This is a genomic window from Pontibacter sp. GD7, assembly GCF_058216375.1.
The window spans coordinates 124,312-142,851 of record NZ_JBYZMP010000008.1; the positions used below are offsets into that span (position 1 = coordinate 124,312).

Annotated in this window: 22 protein-coding genes and 1 pseudogene; 7 read left to right on the plus strand and 16 right to left on the minus strand. The window is 46.0% G+C overall.

All coding sequences use genetic code 11. The features are described 5' to 3' along the window. Positions 1 to 46: 46 nt before the first annotated feature. From AC4BAP_RS13660 to AC4BAP_RS13680, 5 genes are all read right to left on the minus strand, one after another. Positions 47 to 895: a hypothetical protein gene (locus AC4BAP_RS13660; RefSeq protein ID WP_490583222.1), complete on the minus strand. Its 849-nt coding sequence runs from the start codon at positions 893 to 895 to the stop codon at positions 47 to 49. A gap of 286 nt (positions 896 to 1,181) precedes the next feature. Continuing rightward, entirely contained in the window at positions 1,182 to 1,733 is a 552-nt protein-coding gene (locus AC4BAP_RS13665) for a hypothetical protein (protein ID WP_490583223.1), read from the minus strand. Between the two features lie 172 nt (positions 1,734 to 1,905). Then, the gene (locus tag AC4BAP_RS13670) at positions 1,906 to 2,388 is read right to left on the minus strand and encodes a RidA family protein (RefSeq protein WP_490583224.1); all 483 of its coding nucleotides are present in this window, start codon (positions 2,386 to 2,388) and stop codon (positions 1,906 to 1,908) included. Positions 2,389 to 2,391: 3 nt separating this feature from the next. Next, positions 2,392 to 3,177 (minus strand): MBL fold metallo-hydrolase, encoded by a 786-nt coding sequence (locus AC4BAP_RS13675; protein WP_490583225.1) that lies wholly within the window; start codon positions 3,175 to 3,177, stop codon positions 2,392 to 2,394. 206 nt (positions 3,178 to 3,383) lie between these two features. Then, positions 3,384 to 3,848: a DoxX family protein gene (locus tag AC4BAP_RS13680; RefSeq protein ID WP_490583226.1), complete on the minus strand. Its 465-nt coding sequence runs from the start codon at positions 3,846 to 3,848 to the stop codon at positions 3,384 to 3,386. A 280-nt stretch (positions 3,849 to 4,128) separates the two neighbouring features. On the opposite strand from AC4BAP_RS13680, the gene AC4BAP_RS13685 reads away from it, so the two are divergent. Then, a complete protein-coding gene (locus AC4BAP_RS13685) occupies positions 4,129 to 4,788 on the plus strand; it encodes a hypothetical protein (RefSeq protein ID WP_490583227.1) in 660 nt (219 codons plus the stop codon). Here AC4BAP_RS13685 and AC4BAP_RS13690 read toward each other — a convergent pair. Together AC4BAP_RS13690 and AC4BAP_RS13695 are read right to left on the minus strand one after the other, a co-directional pair. Further along, complete coding sequence (locus tag AC4BAP_RS13690; protein WP_490583228.1) at positions 4,780 to 5,403, minus strand: Crp/Fnr family transcriptional regulator; 624 nt, start codon at positions 5,401 to 5,403, stop codon at positions 4,780 to 4,782. The genes AC4BAP_RS13685 and AC4BAP_RS13690 overlap by 9 nt on opposite strands. A 107-nt stretch (positions 5,404 to 5,510) precedes the next feature. Beyond that, positions 5,511 to 6,317 (minus strand): AraC family transcriptional regulator, encoded by an 807-nt coding sequence (locus AC4BAP_RS13695; RefSeq protein ID WP_490583229.1) that lies wholly within the window; start codon positions 6,315 to 6,317, stop codon positions 5,511 to 5,513. Positions 6,318 to 6,526: 209 nt separating this feature from the next. Here AC4BAP_RS13695 and AC4BAP_RS13700 point away from each other — a divergent pair, with 209 nt between their 5' ends. The 5 genes and pseudogenes from AC4BAP_RS13700 to AC4BAP_RS13720 form a co-directional block, all read left to right on the plus strand. After that, complete coding sequence (locus tag AC4BAP_RS13700) at positions 6,527 to 7,399, plus strand: proline iminopeptidase-family hydrolase (protein ID WP_490583230.1); 873 nt, start codon at positions 6,527 to 6,529, stop codon at positions 7,397 to 7,399. A gap of 31 nt (positions 7,400 to 7,430) precedes the next feature. Then, positions 7,431 to 8,081 (plus strand): NADPH-dependent F420 reductase, encoded by a 651-nt coding sequence (locus AC4BAP_RS13705; protein ID WP_490583231.1) that lies wholly within the window; start codon positions 7,431 to 7,433, stop codon positions 8,079 to 8,081. A 416-nt stretch (positions 8,082 to 8,497) separates the two neighbouring features. Beyond that, positions 8,498 to 9,097, plus strand: a complete 600-nt coding sequence (locus AC4BAP_RS13710) for an alpha/beta hydrolase (RefSeq protein ID WP_490583232.1) — start codon at positions 8,498 to 8,500, stop codon at positions 9,095 to 9,097. Between the two features lie 503 nt (positions 9,098 to 9,600). Then, entirely contained in the window at positions 9,601 to 10,221 is a 621-nt protein-coding gene (locus tag AC4BAP_RS13715) for a cysteine hydrolase family protein (protein WP_490583233.1), read from the plus strand. A 101-nt stretch (positions 10,222 to 10,322) separates the two neighbouring features. After that, positions 10,323 to 10,568, plus strand: a pseudogene (locus AC4BAP_RS13720) (IS982 family transposase); the annotation flags it as partial. A 105-nt stretch (positions 10,569 to 10,673) separates the two neighbouring features. Here AC4BAP_RS13720 and AC4BAP_RS13725 read toward each other — a convergent pair. After that, positions 10,674 to 10,802 (minus strand): IS3 family transposase, encoded by a 129-nt coding sequence (locus AC4BAP_RS13725; protein WP_490583234.1) that lies wholly within the window; start codon positions 10,800 to 10,802, stop codon positions 10,674 to 10,676. 999 nt (positions 10,803 to 11,801) lie between these two features. Next, entirely contained in the window at positions 11,802 to 14,645 is a 2,844-nt protein-coding gene (locus tag AC4BAP_RS13730; protein ID WP_490583235.1) for an MBG domain-containing protein, read from the minus strand. Positions 14,646 to 15,221: 576 nt separating this feature from the next. Between AC4BAP_RS13730 and AC4BAP_RS13735 the strand changes: the two genes are divergently transcribed. Continuing rightward, positions 15,222 to 15,470: a hypothetical protein gene (locus AC4BAP_RS13735; protein ID WP_490583236.1), complete on the plus strand. Its 249-nt coding sequence runs from the start codon at positions 15,222 to 15,224 to the stop codon at positions 15,468 to 15,470. Positions 15,471 to 15,715: 245 nt separating this feature from the next. On the opposite strand, the gene AC4BAP_RS13740 is transcribed toward AC4BAP_RS13735, so the two are convergent. The 7 genes from AC4BAP_RS13740 to AC4BAP_RS13770 all read right to left on the minus strand — a co-directional run bounded on the left by AC4BAP_RS13740 (position 15,716) and on the right by AC4BAP_RS13770 (position 18,520). Beyond that, positions 15,716 to 16,582 carry an alpha/beta hydrolase gene (locus AC4BAP_RS13740; RefSeq protein ID WP_490583237.1) on the minus strand — a complete coding sequence of 289 codons (867 nt, stop codon included), beginning with the start codon at positions 16,580 to 16,582 and terminating at the stop codon, positions 15,716 to 15,718. Between the two features lie 29 nt (positions 16,583 to 16,611). Continuing rightward, complete coding sequence (locus AC4BAP_RS13745) at positions 16,612 to 17,202, minus strand: TetR/AcrR family transcriptional regulator (RefSeq protein ID WP_490583238.1); 591 nt, start codon at positions 17,200 to 17,202, stop codon at positions 16,612 to 16,614. A 102-nt stretch (positions 17,203 to 17,304) separates the two neighbouring features. After that, positions 17,305 to 17,553, minus strand: a complete 249-nt coding sequence (locus AC4BAP_RS13750; protein WP_490583239.1) for a hypothetical protein — start codon at positions 17,551 to 17,553, stop codon at positions 17,305 to 17,307. Beyond that, a complete protein-coding gene (locus AC4BAP_RS13755; protein ID WP_490583240.1) occupies positions 17,547 to 17,753 on the minus strand; it encodes a hypothetical protein in 207 nt (68 codons plus the stop codon). Before AC4BAP_RS13755 ends, AC4BAP_RS13750 begins: the two co-directional genes overlap by 7 nt. A 91-nt stretch (positions 17,754 to 17,844) precedes the next feature. After that, a complete protein-coding gene (locus AC4BAP_RS13760) occupies positions 17,845 to 18,072 on the minus strand; it encodes a beta-ketoacyl synthase N-terminal-like domain-containing protein (protein ID WP_490583241.1) in 228 nt (75 codons plus the stop codon). A gap of 46 nt (positions 18,073 to 18,118) precedes the next feature. After that, positions 18,119 to 18,241 carry a hypothetical protein gene (locus AC4BAP_RS13765; protein ID WP_490583242.1) on the minus strand — a complete coding sequence of 41 codons (123 nt, stop codon included), beginning with the start codon at positions 18,239 to 18,241 and terminating at the stop codon, positions 18,119 to 18,121. A 117-nt stretch (positions 18,242 to 18,358) separates the two neighbouring features. Further along, positions 18,359 to 18,520 (minus strand): hypothetical protein, encoded by a 162-nt coding sequence (locus tag AC4BAP_RS13770; RefSeq protein ID WP_490583243.1) that lies wholly within the window; start codon positions 18,518 to 18,520, stop codon positions 18,359 to 18,361. Positions 18,521 to 18,540: the final 20 nt, after the last annotated feature.

Below are 18,540 nucleotides of genomic sequence, written 5' to 3' on the forward strand. Positions count from 1 at the left end.
TGCCAAGGAAACTGGATGTAGCAGACCTCCAGTCTACAAAAGAGTCCTATTGATAACTGTACATATCTATGACAGGTTGTACCCATGGATATGCTTCCAGTTTGGTATATCGCTGTTGAGGCATGCCTGACTCATGATAGATATAGCTGTAGAGTTCTTTCCCGGTGCCGGGGTCCCGGAAGCCAGGGTTATGCTGGAACAGCTTCACTCCTGGCAGGTAAAAGGCACTATTGGTGAAAGGCACAGGGTTCGGCCTGTTATCAAAGTTACCCCACTTGATCACATACGGACTAGCTAGATCCTCTTCTTTACTGGTTGTTGAAGAGGCAGAATGAAGTTCTGTCAGGTTCCCATTCGCATCATACCTGTACTCTATAACAGTAAGCCTGCCTTCACTGGAAGTTGCATAACTCATGGTGGTCTGCTTGACAAGTCTATCCCCGCTGTATTCAAAGGAGTAGCGGTAGTTAACTAAATTCTCTCCATAATAGCGAACAGCTTCCACCACCTTGTTATTTTCATACACATAAAGCAGATAATTGCCGTTCTTAAAGTTCAGTCGCACAGGTCTCTCGCCCTCATAATGGATGGTATATCCCAGGGAAGCTTGACCGGTAAAGCTTACTTCTTTTAACCTGCCTTTTGCATCATACAAGAAGAGCTGTGTCCCTATCTGCTTTAGTAAACTATTACTTGTCACTGGAGATGGAGGGGGCGTAGGAGGTGTTGATGTAGGTGGCGGCGTGCTGCCTGCAGGAGGCGTTGTGTTGTTGTCCTTTGGTGGTGTAGAGCCAATGGGTGAAGGTGTTTCAGGCATGACGGCCTCTTTCTCGCAGGAGAAAAGTATGACGGACATACTGAGTCCTGCCATGATCGCTAAACTTGAAATTCTCATGGTTTTAAATTGTACTAAATGGTTTTGGTATTTTAAACTAAAATTAGGTATTGCCTTGCATCTATTACTTATGTGAGCAACAATACTCAGCAAAACTACTTAGTCATAGAATACAATCGATTGAACTGGTTTAAGAAATGAGCACTTTTGTAAGTGCCTAAGTATAAAAATAAGTCAGAACACCTTATCTCGTATTTGGAAATTGAAGTTTTAATTCATCAAGTAGTCGACTATCTTTTATATAGGCTAAAACCTTACTCTTAATGGTATATCCCACGACAATTTGCTATCTAAACTTATTGTAGTTGTAAATAAAAAGTATATAAATAAACCAACTAATTGAGAGCAAAGAGACAATAAGCACGAGTAATGTCGGGCTACTTTTTGTAAGCAAAAACCCAGAATAGGTTACAAGAAGTATGAAAATATGAAACCAGTAAATTATAGGGTAAAACCCATTTTTCTTTGGAATCAGACTCTTATCAATTTCCCGCTTTACGATAGCGTTAACCCGCTTTTTACCTAGTTTGTATGTCAGTTCCCGGTAATGGAGCAGCAAATTTTCCCATCCTATATAAGGCTGATAGTTTCTTTCAATTACTAATATGATATAGGCAGTTATTCTGGTTGCACTTAGTAACCTGTTAACCGTAAAAAGCAGATTGAAGCAGAGGATTATGGTAATGAATGCAGGAATGTAGGGCATATAGTCCACGGCTCCAAAATTGATTGCTGCAAGGCTTACTGTTACAATTAAAATTGGGCGTTCAAAAATATACCTTTTGTCATTGTCCAGCTCAATTCTTAAATTTTCGTATTCTAAACGATAGTCGGCCATAGTACACACCCTCCCTATTTACAATTACGATATTATGTGCCAAGCGGCATCCAATTTCCTGAAAAAGTGATGTAAGAAGCAGAATCAGGACGTATTGTTAAGGAAAATCAACCATTGTGTTACAGGTGCATATTTAAATACAAGCCCATATTAGCAAGCAAAGTACACACGCCTAGTGCAATGTGAAAGATGCCGTGAGGCCTACAGCAAAGTTTCTAGGCAGACGTTCTACCCCAAAAATGGCTCTGGAGTGGTGTCCCTTTTCTCCTAAAACCTTTACAAAAAAATCTGATGCTCCATCCACAACAAGGGGACCGTCATCCCATCCCTTACCAGCCTGATAATAGGCATCCAGATGGTTTAACCCTTCAATTCTTTCAATTCCTACTTTGTGCATTATCTGTGTCAACACATTTAGCGCACATAGTTGCATGGCCGCTTTTCCATCTTCTGTGGAAAGCTCCTCCCCTAGCCTGCCTTGGTATAAATACTGCCCATTCTTGATAGGAAACTGAATTGCAATGTAGGCGATATTTCCTCGTATGTTAACCGAAAGGTAATTTCCGCCGGGAGTAGAGGCATTTGGTAAAGTCAAACCTATACTTTCCAGTCTTTCTTCTATTGTCTTAGTTGTAATCATTATTTTTTCGTTCATCAATTACAGATTTAGGGTTTCACCATCAAAAGGTATTAGGAGCCTCTCTGCTTCTATATGGTGATTGATGGCAGCTTCTCTTAGCTCTTTTCTGGTTACTGTCTCATGGTCAAGTGCCTCCAGGTGGGTGGCAATAACGGTGCTACCAGGAGAAAAATCACAAAGTGCCAAGACCTGCTCCTTGTCCATAATCAGGCTATCGGTATCATCATCAAAAGGCTCTCCGAAAATTGCTGTTCCCTTATAAAAGATATTGCCTCCCGCGTGGCATACTATAATACCTGGTTTATATGATTCTATAGTGGTCTGAACATCAGAACACCAAATGGTGTCTCCTGCCCAATAAAGCGTTTCTTCTCCCTGCGACTGAAAGACAAAACCAGAAGCAGGTCCCATCCATTTTAATATTGCCCCAGTACCGTGTTTCCCTCCGCTCCTGTGGATAGTTACCCCACCAACTTCAGTCGTACTTTGTATAGCTTGTACATTCTTAAAACCATAGGACCGGATTATTTCCTCATCCTCAGGATGGCAAAGTAGCTTTATCTCTTTGGCTAGTATTTCTTGTGCAACAGTATCAAAGTGATCTGGATGTAAATGCGATACGATTACACAGTCCACACCATTTAGAATCTCTGATATGGTGCAGGGTAACTCCACGGTTGGATTATTTGACTTATCACCGAAACTTGGCTGGCTGTGCACCGGAGCCAGGTAAGGATCAATTAAAAATGTTGTTCCGCCATATTGGAGCTTCAACGTCGCGTTTCTTATTAGTTGTAATTCCATTTAAGCATACAGTTTTGGTTAGTTATACTTTGATCATTACTCAACTATACATCTACACATCCAGTTAATTAGATACACAACCATGTTTAAAGGATAAGCGCTCTATAAAGGAGTTTAATAAGTTTGTATGTTCTGATAAAATGAAGTTACAGGGTGTGTACGGCTACTGCACCTCGCAAATCAGATAAATATATTTTAATTAAAATTTAACCCTGCTTAGTTGCGTCTGTTATTGCTATTTTATCCAAAGAGAACTTGCCAGCACCACTAACTGCAAGAGCGGCTGCAATTCCAATTACTAGCAGGTGATATTCGTAGCCCTCGCCCTGCTGGTTTCCAAACCAGTTCATAAAAAAGCCATAGTCCAGGTGAGCCGTCACGATCATACCCAGAAATAACGGTATGTTACTGAGCGCAACCAGCCTGGTAGCAAATCCTGCGAGTAAGAAAATTGGCCCGAAAAATTGCAATAATATGACCAGCAGCCCTATAACCCATGGTAAACCGACAGATTCTGTAAAATATGCCATCGTTCCTGTAAAGCCATACCCACCAAACCAGCCGAGTAGGAGTTGACAGCCATGAGGGAAAATGACAATAAATAGCGTGATTCTAAGGAGTAGTCCTGTAAAATGATTTTCGGTTCTAAAAAGTGAGGTTATTGTTTTCATGATTGACAATATTTAGTTCTGACACAAATATTGCCTTAAAGGCTCCGAAAAAAATTGAACTGGGACAAGAAGTACAGACTAGATTCTCAGAAGCTTTGATTTCCGGACTACCAAACTTCTGATTATCCTGAAAAAATATGTTAGAAGATACAAGATATTGAACTGGTTCAACTGGGCAGTCATCTACCTACCTGATATTTGCAACTGTAACTCAGGGCATAACCACTGCACAAACAGATTAAAAAGCCTTGCTGTGTCAATAGTATAAAGTATAAAATCAATGATGATGAAAACAACGCCAGTTCTTGTTTGCCTGCTCCTTTGGACGGCAAACACATTTGCTCAGACCATTCCTGTGGAGGGCATGGTAGGAAACAGGTATGTTTATTACCAACACAGTATATCCCGGCAATTTGATCAAAGCGGACGGATAGGCTGGGCGCACGTTGCCAGCCTGATGGTACGCTATCATTTTCAGTCTGAAGAGGGGGATGAAGCAATTAAAAAGCAACCAAACGAGTTGATGAACCAGTTCTATCTGACTACACCGCTATCCAAGAGCTTCACATTCCAGATCGGCACATTTTACACAAATGTAACTGACTTCAAAGGTTCAGCCGCATTGCAGTTTATGAAGAAGAATGAGGAATGGCTTCTTATCATAAAGCCCAGGGTAAATATTTCAGACTTCAACGGTTACGAGGGATTTGGTCTGATAGAGTACAGGCCAAGGCTTAGTCAGGACATAAAACTTTATTCAAGGGTTCAGGCAATGTCTAACTATAGCCGCACAGCTCACCAGCGAAGCTATCAGCAGGTCAGGATCGGACTTGACGTAAAAGGATTACAATATGGCATGGCTCTAACGTTTGATGAATACGGTCCTGCTCCAAAGGCACAAGCCAATGTGGGGCTTTTTGTCAGGAAAGAGCTATTCTAAAGTTCCCCGGTGTAATGCTTGTTCCTGGTGCATGATGCGCTTTTTAATTTTGCTGAGGAACTCAGCCGACATGCCCAGGTAAGAGGCAATGTGTTTCTGGGAGATACGCATGTCAATTTCTGGGTACCGGTTCCTGAATTCAATGTAACGCTTCTCTGCATCTTTGCTTAGATTAGAAAGTACTCTTTGCTGAAAGGAAGTATAGGCTTTTTCAACAAGTAACCTGAAGAAGCGCTCTAGTTGGGGTACTGCTTTAAATAGTTGTTGCAGATGGTCATAGGAAAAGGCGAGAATCTCCGTTTCTTCCAGTGCCTCTATGTACAGAGTTCCGGGTTCGCCGGTAGTAAACAACTTATAATCGCTTAGCCACCAGTTGTTGATACCCAATTGTATGTTGTGTTCCTGACCATTTTCATCCACATAAAAAACCCTTGCACTCCCACTAAGTATAAAGTTTGTATATCGGTCAACATCACCTACACTACCTATAAACTGACCTTTTTTGAAAGTGCGGTGTGTCAGTAACCGAATAATAGCCTGCTCTTCTTCCTGCGTTAGCGCAATATAACGCCTGAAGTCTGCAAGTAACGGTGCCGTGTTTATTGACAGTTTCATACTTTAAGGACTAAGAAATTTATACTTACAGGATCAAATGTTTTTACGAAGAAGCCCAATGCTACAATATTTCTGTTTGTCATTTTGATAGATGCAATTAGTACGACTTAGGGATTATGTAAAAAGGATTGCGGACGCATACCAACAATCTCCTGAAAACTGTTACTGAAAGTGGGAACACTCTCATACCCTACCCGGTAAGCAGTCTCAGCTACGCTTGCTCCGGGAAGGCACAACAGCTCGAGGGCTTTAATCATACGCGCCACCTTCAGAAAGCCAGCAAAAGACATTCCCAATTCCTTTTGAAAAAGGCGGGATACAGTACGAGTCGACACACCGGCGTTTGCCGCCAAACTTTCAATGGATACCCGCTCAGATAAATCGGCCAGCGCAATGTTAAGCATGCGAAGAACCTGTGGATGCCGGGACGCAGGAAGCCGAAGCCCAATCGAAGTGCCTTGCAGGTCTGGAAGAATCAGCAGCAAAGTCTCCATAAAGGAGGCCTCCTCCCTGTCAGCTATAACTGTATTGGCCCACCTGGCTGTGTACACAATCATTTCTCTTAATAGGTCACTAACTTGGAAAACACTCAGTTCAGAATAAAAGGGAGAAGTATAGGTACTTTCCACCTCAAAATAAAGTGTCCGCAGAAACAGGTGGGGACTAGAAGAAGTAACCTGATGCACGGTTCCGGCCGGTATCCAAGCACAATGCCGTGTTGGAATCATAAAGCTGCCATTTTGGGTATAGAGTCGCGTAACTCCCTCCTCTGCGTAAAGCAATTGCCCTTTGCTATGTACATGCCATTCCGTGTGCAGGTCCACCGATCTTTTATGCAGAGAGATAGCCGCTTTCGCCGTGTCTTCCACGTAAGAGTCTGTCACAAAATTGGTTACTGGCACCGCTTGTCTCATAATGATAAGTAATTGGCGATAACGGATATCTTAGACAATTATACGCCTTTTATCTTTGCATCATGCTACATTCAAGAAAAAATTTCACACAGATAGCAGGGCTTTCCATCAAAAACAGCTATTCTCTCAAAATCCAGATTACTAAGCGTTTAGGATTTATACTACCATACTTATACTGCTTGTTTTTTCTGACTGGTTGCACAAAAGATATGGCGCCCCCAACTGAAGGGTATGTGCAGGTGGAGGGAGGCAGGATCTGGTACAAAATGGTGGGTAAAGGAACAGGCACTCCCCTGCTTATAATACATGGAGGACCTGGGAGCCGCAGTTGCGATGGCATACCTGTCTACGAAGTCCTCAGTGATGACAGACCTGTCATATTCTATGACCAACTTGGCTCTGGAAACTCTGACCGTCCTACTGACACTACCTTGTGGAAGCTTCCTCGGTTTGTAAACGAAATAACAGCGCTACGAAAGCATCTAAAGCTGGAGGAAGTACACATCCTTGGAAATTCCTGGGGAGCTGCTGTCGCTGTAGAGTATATGCTCACGAAAAAGCCATCTGGAGTCCGCTCACTTATTCTGTCAGGCCCACTAATCAGCACCCGAAAGTGGATGGAAGATGCGCAGATTCTACTAAGTCAAATGCCGGTCCATTTACAGGATACCATACGAAAGTATGAACAGTTGGAAATGTATGATGAACCCACCTACCAGGCAGCAACCGACTCGTTTTATGTTCGCCACCTTTCGCGGAAATGGGGACAGTTTACCGCTCCGATTACTTGTGATAACGCAGGAAAATTTAACGCCCAGGTTTACCGCCATATGTGGGGCCCTACGGAATTTAAAGCAACTGGCAACCTCAAAGACTTTGACAGATCAGCTCGCTTAAACGAGTTAAACCTACCTGTTCTTTTTGTGGCAGGCCAGTACGATGAAGCAAGGCCAGAGACGATGTATGAGTTTCAAAAGCGGGTTAAGGGGTCGCAGGTTGAGATTGTTGAAGACGCCGGCCATATGAAAACAGTAGATAACCCAATCGCATACATTAAAATATTGAGAAGCTTTCTTTTTTAAAATCGTTTTAAAAAAATAACCATTTATAATTATGAAAATAGCAATCATCGGCACCGGACGCATGGGCAAGGCCCTACTGAAAACGTTCTATAAGGCATACCCGGAACAAGTGTTATTTAGTGGTAGGGACACTGCCCGTGCGCAACAAACAATTGATGAGCTCCAAATAAACCTGAAGGCTACCCCACTGGCGGATGCTTTAAACGCTGACATTATTATCCCAACCCTTTGGTACAGGGATTTGCTGCCCTGGCTTGAAGAAAGAAAAGACATTTTGCGTGGCAAAATTTTGATTGACATAACCAATCCGTTTAATGAATCTTTCGATGACTTCACCACACCCTATGACACCTCTTCGGCAGAGGAAGTACAAAAGGTGATACCAGAGACAAAGGTTGTGGGCGCTTTCAAAAATACATACTGGGTTGTATTTGATCAACCTTTTCTACAAGGTATTAAAAGTGATCTGTATGTTACTTCCAATGATGCAGAGGCACTTGAAACTGCACTCAGAGTACTTCAACCGCTGCCGTTCAGGGTATTGGATGCAGGCAACCTGAAAAACAGCCGGACCATTGAAAGAATGACACTCCTATCTAGAGAACTTGCTTTAAAGGCTGGAAATTATCCACGTATTTCATTCAACTTGTGGGGCTTGGAGCATGACGGTCTTCCTGCGTAAAGCAAGTATGAACTAGCAAAGCAATTAGCGATTTTTCTGTTTTGTTTATGTCTTAGCAGAGGCCAAAGCGAAGCAGCTACAGTTACTGTATCAGGTAAAGGTGTTGCTGACAGAGCAGCAGAAAGCCATGGAACTGCTATACAATCAGGAACAAGTTGAAGACATTTTATAAACCTTATATACACATGAAGTTAGCTTTTATTTGGAATTGCCTGATTTCGGCGGCCTTCCTGGCGCTAGCACTCTTTTCTGGTTGTCAGAGTATAGGAAAACAGAACAAGACGCTCTTTGTCCCTACAAAGCTACCCGCAACACATCGGTACGCATTGCCTCCCAACACGACAGAACTACGAGTTCAGGTAGCAAGAGGTATTCATCTTAGTGGGCTTCTTTACAGGAGTCCTGCGAGTAGAGGATTGATCATATACTTTCAGGGCAACTCCAAAAACCTGCAAAACTTCCTCGATAATCACTTTATGGTGACGGGTTGGGGCTATGATGTACTGGTAACAGATTACCGCGGTTTTGGTACGTCGGAAGGGAAGCTGCGCGGCCAGGATCAGCTCTATGCAGATGCAGAAAAAGTATATGAACATGCCTTATGGCTGGGATATTCACCTGATGATATAATCTTGTACGGGTACTCCATGGGAACAGGGCTGGCTACACACTTGGCAAGTGTGAGTAAAGCGAAGGCCCTGGTGCTGGAGAGTCCTTATTCTTCAATAGGCGAGATTCCATGGATCGGGGAAAAAGCACCTTCTTACGAGCTAAACAGCAAAGTCAAAGCCAGGCGTGTCCACATCCCTACGCTGGTGGTGCACGGAGAGAATGATACAGTTATCCCAGCCGTACACGCCCAGGCAGTGTATGACAATCTGGCCACACCGCGAAAGCACCTTCACATCCTGAAAGCGGGAGGTCATGGTGACTTCAGAGGGACAGCAGAATACCAGCAGCTCGTCTCCAGCTTTTTAAGTGAAAAGATTCAGACAACTCCAATAACCCCAAAATAAGGTACAGTTCTAAAACAGCCTGTCAAACCAGTAAGAACTGTCTATAAAGACGATTCTGTTTTGAATAATACTTTAGTAAAGGGGCATAGAGCATGTCAGTCTTCTAATTTAATACAAGTATGAACTAGCAAAGCAATTAGCGATTTTCCTGTTTTAGGTGAGTTGAAAAACCAGAAACTATACTTAGGAAAGTGAAGGTACAAGTTCTACACATCTATAGTATTTGAATCACACTCCAGCTTAGATATTCGGAAACCTCCAGCGAATATATAATTCCTTAAAAAAAACCCTAGCACTGTTTTCTTAACCTGGTTCAACTTTTCGCAGAGGAGACTTCCCCAACTTTAAGTATGAGTTCGTGAAAGTCAATCTTTATCCTAGTAAATCAGGGAAAGAGTACGGCAGAATGTGCACCATACTAAAGTATAGCTGGTTTGTACAAAGGGGCTTTTATCCGAACAGAAGTATGTATTTATCTTATTTAAAAAAAATTTATTGAGCTTATGTCATTTGAATCTTTAAGCAAGCCCGCGCTACTGCTCATAGATATTCAGGAGGGTTTTAACGATAGCAGCTATTGGGGTGGAAACCGCAACAATCCCGTGGCGGAAACAAATGCCGCTGAGCTATTGGACCTCTGGAGAAAGAATGGGTTACCCTTTTTCCATGTTCAGCATTGCTCCACTAATCCTCATTCAAAACTTGCGGAAGGACAACCAGGCCATGCTTTTAAGGCTTTAGTCATGCCAAAGCCAGGAGAAATAATAATAAAAAAACAGGCAAACAGCGCATTTATAGGTACATGTCTTCACAAACTTCTCACTCAGGCAGGAATCGATGAAGTGGTTTTAGTAGGTTTAACAACAGATCACTGTATTTCTACAACTGCACGCATGGCTGCGAATATGGGATATACAACTATTGTAGTCTCTGATGCGACAGCAACATTCGACCGTTTGGACAGCAAGGGTAATCATTACAAGTCACAACTTATCCATGATATTTCTCTGGCTAGTTTGCATAAAGAGTTTGCCGAGATACTCACTACTCAAGATATTAAACAACGGTTGTCTAGTTCACTATCACTGCACAGAAAAAATATTCTTTTCCCCACTTATAACTAATAAACTCAAGTTGCTTGATAGTGCACGCGGTTAAAAAAAAAATCTGTTCAGCCAATTGCTACTGTACGTTTTAAAGTTTGCAGACTTAACCCATAACAGCCATGACACAACAGACCATTACAATATACTGCTTCATCCACGATTTTTTCCATGCCATCGGCAGAAAAGATGGCGACCACTGCAAAACTTTCTGATGCCGAGCTTTTGTCCACGGCGCTGCTGGCGGACCGCTATTTCCACGGCACCCTGTGCTCGGCCTGCAGCCTCAGCTGCTTGCCCTATTTGCCGCCCTAGCCCAGAGCCTTAAGGAGCTCATCGCTGGAATTGCAACGGTTTACTTTAGTTTTTTTTCAGGCAGCCATCATTTTATTGGGGAATAAATTATCATACTGGCAGGTGGTGAGATAACCTAATGCTGAGTGTCTTCTTTCCTTGTTGTATCAACCATTGATTTAGTAAAATACGACTAACCGGGCCTGTTGCCTAGTAGTAAACTTGTTATGGTAGACCAGCTCTGTTTTCAATGTCTTGAAGAAGTTCTCTGCCACCACGTTGTCCCAACAATTCCCCTTTCGACTCATGCTATGCACAACAGGCAAGTACTTTAATTACTCTCTGAAGGCACTACAGCCTTACAGAACGTCCCATTCAGAGTGGAACTGCAGGAATTGAGTTTCGACCTGATTATCACCGCCCTCTGGAAGGCATCCTACGTGGTCACTTCCGTCTCCATGGTCTCACTCAGAGCCAAGCCCACCACTTTCCGGTCGGCCAGGTCCAGCACCGCCGCCAGATATAGCCAACCTTCTCCAGTTTTGATGTATGTCAGGTAGGACAACCACTTCTAAGCCAGCCATTTTCAAAGAAGTCCCTGCTTAGGTGGTTGTTGGCCACAGCGAAGTCATGGTTAGTGTCCGTGATCTTCACCCGGTATTTCTTCCGCACTATGCTTCTGATTCGGTGCTTCCGCATCAGTCAGGCCACGCATGGGCAAGAGGCCTCAATACCTTGCTCCCGGAGCTCAAAGCTGATTCTGGGACTGCCGTAGCGGCACTTGCTTATCTCATAGACCTGCTGGATCTATGCCACTAGCTCCTGCTCTTTAACCTCCCTTAGCCCTACAGGACACCTTTTTCAAAAGTAGCAGCCGTATAAACTAACGACGGTCTCACTTGGAGAATAGAAGATCCGGACTTGATTGGGGAGATGCTGATGGCCTTTTTTAGAATGTCACGCTCCAGTTGCGCCTCCTATGGCTCCCTATGTAGCCGCCTGATCTCTTTCTGGTCTTCTGTCAGCTCCCCTACTGGCGGGGCAAATGATTGGGTCCGGTTACGCCACTTGTTCAGCCGCCCCGGATCCAGGCCCAGCTACTGGGCCACTCCCTTTACTGATCCTCTGGCGTAGGCAATCTGCTTAAAGGAATCGTAAAATACACGTTGGCTCATACACTAAATTGTAACAGTTTATAGATAACTCTTCAAAATCCCTTTAGTCAAAGGTAGCAAGTCCAGAAACTGCCAGAATCTTACGAGGCATAACGGTGATATTCTGTCTCAAAGTCTTCCTCCATCACTTTGTTACTGTTTCACCAGAGGCTTCACCACACTGTACGATGCCGAAGTGACTTTCAGAAAATACTGCCCCTGTGGGATCTTGTGCAGCTCCAATATCTGTGTTCCTGCCGGAAGTAGTTTTGTATAAAGCACCCGGCCGGTGACAGAGATTACCTGCACCAAGGCTTTTTCCGTGAGTAGCACGTACAGTCTTCCTGCAGTGGGGTTGGGGTATACGAAAAAGGGAGGAAGCGGCGTTTCACCCTCGCTGCCTGTAAGCGGCGCGACAGTCAGTGTTCCCTGCATATAGCGAAAGTTGTAGTTGTCATCGTCCCCCCCCGCCACTATGATCGGGTACTGCCCCACTGGGCTTTCTCCCGTGGCCTCTGTTGTGGCCGCCGGCCTGACGCGTAGGCTGTTCTCGGTGTCTGCCGCTACAAAGCCGCTATAGCTGAGCGCCAGCACCGGGTTGGGCGCACCAAAAGGCCTCGCCTGATCCATTGCCGTCACGGTAAGCTCTTTTTTTCCTATCACCACATCCAACTGCGCAACACCTGAGTGGTATTGCTCATCTCCAGCAACCGTGGCTTTCAGCCTGATCCTGCCGGCTTTCAGCGCCTCTAGCTGGTTGCCTTTCAGGCTGGCCTTTCCCGCAAAAGTCTCATTATCCTGTTCCACCACCAGATAAGTAACAGGTCCGTGCGCATCTGTCGTGGCCTCTAAGCTTATGGATGCGCCGTACACCAGGGTGACAGGCGCCACCTCTACTTTGTAGCTTGGCTTTTGCCGGTACTTGGCGATGAACACATCAGAGGCCAGCCCCTTGGCAGTGTGCACAGCCGGTAGTGACCCGGAGCGGTTAAAGTCAACCACACCGTAGAAGCCTCCGGCTATGCTGACGCCTGCAGCATCGGTGACCACGGCATTCCCGTACTGTTCCGCTGCATCGCCGACCGTATTGACCCACAGCAGCCTTCCATCCGTTTTACGATAAGCGGCTAAAAAAGCGTCTCCTTTTCCAGCACTTGCCTGGACGATTGGAAGCTCGCCGGTATGCGGGCCGTTTGTCATCAGGTATCCTGTATGGTTAAAGTCTGCGCTCCCCTCAAAGTAACCGGTGGCGTATACTCGCTCCCCGTCCACGGCCAGCCCGTAGACGGCGCTGGTGCTGGCAGTACTCCCGCTCCCGCTGGCAAGGCTCTTCACCCACACCGCGTCCCCGTCCGTGGCATCCAGTTTGGCGATGATGCCGTCGGCGTCCCCTGGGTTGTCTACCCGGATGATGTTATTCCCGTCCTGCGTTAGAAGTTCGGCTAAATTTTCAAAGCTACCTCCCACATAAACTGCCTCTTCATCCAGCGCCAGGGCATAGCCATGCGTGAGGATCGTTCCTTCCCCCGCTCGCTTCACCCAGGCACTCTCTCCTGCAGGGCCATAGCTGGCGACAAACAGGCTCCTCCTTCCCCACAGGCTGTTGACAAGCTGTGTCTGTGTTCCGCCGATATTGAAGTTTGCCTGCCCTTGGAAAGATCCCGTAAGATAGACTCCTTGGGCATTGGCGGCAATCTGGCCGGACGCTGCGGACGCTGTACCACCAACCGAACGCAGCCACTGCATCTCACCGTTATTGCTGAGTTGTAGCAGGAAAACGTCTTCCAGGCCAGTGCTCTGCCGCAGGCGGTTCCCTTCCCACTTGATACTACCGGCATACGTGCCGGTCATGTACACCTGCTCCCCATAGGCTGCCACGCCTGTTCCATAGGTGTAATCTGCGAAGGTGTCTGCCGTAAGGGTCTTCACCCAGGCGGCGTTGCCGTCCGCCAGGCTGTATTTTGCCAAAAACGCATCCACGGGATACCCCGAAGGCGTTTCCATATTCACACTTACCTTCACCAGCGGACTGCCCCCGGGATTGAAGTCTACCTTCCCGGAAAACTGTCCGGTTACATAGAGGGACTCCCCGGCGACAGCGATCCCCGTGCCTACCACGTTTCCCGTACCCGTCAGCGGCTTTACCCACTGTACTTCCCCCTCTGGGTTGTACTTGGCCAGGTAGGCACTGTAACGCACAGCTGCGTCCGAATAAGCCTCGTCCGGTACGTGTGCCTCCACTGTCAGGTGCCCGAATACCGCGCTTCCCTGGAAAAAACCGGTCACATAGGTATTGCCCGCAGCATCCCTGGCCATGGCAGAGGCACTGTCGTACCCACCGGTGCCCCCTTCCCCATGTACGGTCCAGCGGTTGCTTTCCAGTTCCGGGTCATAGGCTGCCACAAAAAGATCGGCATTCTGCGGGCTGGTCTTCAGGGTAGTGCCTGCCGGGTTAAAATTCACCGTGCCGTTAAAATTTCCAGCGATGTGCAGTCCCACAGCGCTGACTGCAAGCGCCTGCGCTTTCTCGTTACCCGTACCGCCTATTGCCTTTACCCAGCTGACCTGGCCGCTAACAGCAGAAAAGTGGCTCACGAACAGGTCGGTGCCGCCATTGCTGGTCTTTGTCTGAACAGTAGACCCCGTGCCGAAGACAGCACTGCCGTAGAAGAAACCAGCCAGGTAAGCACCGCTGGCATCAGCAGCCAGGGCCTGATGGCTGGTATAGTCTATGTGCGTTTCCTCATGGTCTTGGCCGGCGATCATTTCCACCCAACGGAACGCGCCAGATGTGGCACTGTAGTCTATCAGGAAGATGTCCTGGCTTCTGCGGCTCGTCCTTGTGCCGGAAGGAAAAGTGGCTGTGCCGTTGAAGGTGGCTGCCAGGTAGAGGTGATCCCCGCTTAAGGCGAGTCGGTGGCCGTAGGAAGCGGCCTGTGAGGAAGTAGGCTGCACCACCCACTCGTTATGGCCATCGGCCGGTGCATACTTGGCCACAAAGGCGCTATTCCCTGTCGTGCTGCGTTCTGACGGGGTCCCACCGGGATTAAAATCCACCGTACCGAAAAAGTTACCTGTCAGAAAGACTGCTGTCGCGCTGGCTTCCAGATCGTAGCCGCGCCCGCCCCCGGTCGTATGTGATTTGAAGACCTTCGCCCACAGATTGGTCCCGGTGGCCGGGTGATAGGCCGCCAGAAACGGGGCTTCATACGCAGCTGAGGAGGATAAAATCATCGCTTCCCCTTCCGTGTTCATGTCCAGGCTGCCTTTGAAGTGCCCCGTGACAAAAACACCCTGGCTGTTCACCGCCAGGGCAGCGGCGCTGTTCTGGAAAAAATGGGCCAGTCCGGAAGGTGGGGCCATGGTGCTGACCCACCGGTTGTTCCCGTCCCCCTTGTCATACTTGGCCACAAAGAGATTCGCTCCGTTCACCGCCGTACGGGCGAGGGGGAAAGTACCTCCCCCGTTGAAGTCAACGGCACCCTCGTAGGAGCCGAACTCTCCGGCAAGGTATACGCCATCCCCTTCGCTGTCCACAGCCAGGCTGTAGGTGATCACTGTTCCTCCTATGAGTTGCCGTATCCACTGGAGCTGGCCGCTGCTGTTAAGCTTGGCAATGAATTTCTGATCGTAGCCTCCCTGGAGGACCTGCCCGCCCAAGTTGACCTGTCCGGTATAGGCGCCCAGCACATACACGTTTCCGTTTGCGTCCACGGATGTGGCTTTGATGTGATCATCACCGCCGGCTGTCCCGCCAGCAGTTCTGGTCCAAAGGTTCTCGGTACCCTGAGCCATGGCATAGAGGCTGTAAGAAAGGAGTAAGAGTGTAAGTATCAGCACTTTTTGCAGCTGTCGATGTAACTTCATAGTTTTACTTTTATAGCTTGATGAGACGCATTTAATGCAGCTTCTGACCACTGGATCAGCTAGACGTCCATAGGGTATCATAAGCTGCTTCATTGATGGTTTATAAGGAAGATGCGTAATCTTTTTATTCCCTTTATTGTAGAAGTGATGCCCAACCCTTCCTTTTTATAAGTAAAAAGGAAAGATGATTGGATAATCCTTCAACACTCCAGGTAACGGCTTACTATGTCAACTATTTTAGGGTCCCAGAGTATTCTATAATGGCCCAGGTCCTCAGGAGCCTCCAGTACAGCCCTTGGTATTGCCTTGCTTACCCTCAACGCATTTTGGTATGGTAGTATCTTATCCGTTTTGCTGTGAATAATAAGCAGGTTGTCAATGGGTAATCCCGTCAGAAGCTTACTGACCACCATTTCATCCACCTTCTCTTCAAACCTGCTCTCCATATACTTAAAGATCAGCATTTTCCCTTCTTGGTTAATTCTTATGTATTGGGTAAAATCACTGACGACATCTTCCATCTTATCCGGAGTAGTAAGCATGACTAGTTTACTAAGAGGGAAGTTACCAAGCTGAGCCAGCGCGTATGACGTGGCCGCGCTGCCAAATGAATGGGTAATTATGATTTTTATATTATGTTCCTGTACAAGCTTTCTGATAAGACGGGCAAATTGAAACAGATTTGTCTGTTTGCCTTCGCTCTGGCCATGAGCAGGCCCATCGAAAGAAAGAACTTGATAGCCTAATTGGTATAAAGGTTCTACAAAAGCACCAAGGCTGCCGGCATTACCTTCCCAGCCGTGAACCAGCAGGGCAGTCTTCCTACTAGATACCTCACCCCACTGGTAAGTTTGAATGCTGGTGTTCTCAAACTCCAACCATCCTTTCCTGGCTGTTTCAAGTACTTTTTTCTCTTGGGTCCTCATCTTCTTCCTATGTGGCGTAGAAAACAACGCAAAAGCCTTTATGGCGGCCCGTTTGGGAGCAGTAAGAAAGAGAAGGCGAAAATATTGCTGGTATAAGTATAACATAATCAGCAGCCTAATATTTTTTAGTATATTTTTCATACCGATTGGTATATTATAGTTGAAAAAAATTATGCTTTAATATTCCGCAGCAAAGTCACTACCTGCGCCAGGGCTGCATTCAGGTATTTCATGTTACCTGTGCTCTTGGTGATCATTACGCCGCCTTCAATTAAGCTGATCATAAGCGAAGCCACTTCAGAAGCATCGGTTTCATCTTTGATTTGGCCCTCCGCCATACCTTGTAGTACAAGACGCTGGATTCCCTTATCCCATCTACGGATTGCTTCATTAACTGCCTTATTTAAAACTGGATGTGTATCATCTACCTCAGGAGCAGTATTTACAATAGGGCAGCCGGTAGCAAGGTGCTGCCTCTTAAACGCCATTTCATAAAACTCCGGAAATACCATCAGCTTTTCCCATGGGCTTTGCTTTGCTTCCATGCGCTTACCGATGGTCATCGTAATCTGCTCCATGTTGTAGAGAAAAGCCTCTAAAGCAACTTCATCCTTGTTAGCAAAGTTGCCATAAATAGCACCCTTGGTGAGTCCCGTAGCCTCGGTCAGATCTGAGAGTGAAGTACCTGCATATCCCTTAGTATTAAAAATAGGAGCTGTTTTCTCAACTATAAATCTTCGAGTACGTTCTGCTTTGCTCATGATGTAAATATACCAATTGGTATCTTATTGCCCAAACTATTGCTCCCTAAAATTTTTATGGTAAAAGTGATGAGATGGGGCAAGCCTAACATGCTACAATTTTTAAAATATTTCTATTGAATTATGCCCACCAAAGCCAAAAGTGTTACTTAGTGCCACCTCCACTTTCCTCTCTATGGCCTTATTAAGAATTAAATTTACGTTTGCTGGAATTACCGGATTCAGTTCAGTTATTTTTATGGTAGGAGGTATAATATTCTCTTTTATAGAAAGCAGACAAGTGATGACCTCTATAGCTCCTGTTGCGCCCAAAAGGTGGCCTGTCATGGACTTGGTTGCCCCTATTACCATTTTTGTTTTAGCAGTTCCTGGTAGTGAAGCGATAGCCCTATCTCACTTATATCCCCAACCGGTGTGGAGGTAGCATGTGTACTGAAATAATCCATTTCGTGTATTGTAAGGCCTTCCTCTTTTAATGCCAGTTCCTTCGCTATTACTGCTCCTACGCCTTTAAGATGCATGGCAGTCATGTGATATGCATCTGAAACCATCGATGCTCCGGCTATTTATCAATAAATTTTGGCTCCCCGGCTTTTGCATACTCATACTCCTCTAGCACGATAGCTCCTGTCCCTTACCCCATCACCTAGCCGCTACGTTGTAATCAAAGGATCTGGAAGCAGTGGCTGAATCATTATATCCGATAGAATTTGTCTTAATAGCGCATAAACCACCTATGGTAGCCTGAGTAATGGGCCCCTTTGCCTTACCTGTAACAATAATTTCAGCTTGACCCCAGCGAATGTAGTTGAAGGAATTCCTGATGGCGGCATTGGAAGTGGCACAGGCTGAAATGATAGTGTAATTCACATATTACCATAGCGCATGGAGATCATATCTGATGCCATATTAGGAATTAATTTAGTAACAACCTTGGATTAGCTTCTCCATGGTCATACGCTTTTACCTGTTCCTCAAAAGTGGTCTTGCCCCCCTGCACCGACTCCCAGATAACACCTACATTAAAGGGAGAGAGCATCGGTAGATCAAAACTAGCATCCTATATCGCTTGATCTGAAGCAATCAGTGCATATTACGTAAAGAGATCAGTCCGCTTGATGTCTCCCTTCTCCAGAAAACCAGCCACATTGAAATCTTACAGCTCGCAGGCAAAACGAATATTGAACTTTTCGGCGTTAAACCTGGTGATCGGCCCTGCCACACTCTTGCCTTGAACAATATTGCTCCAGAAAAAAGCAATGTCATTACCCACAAGGGCTAAAACTCCAGGGCCTGTTACTACTTCTCTTTTACTCATAGGACTCATGACAATTAAAA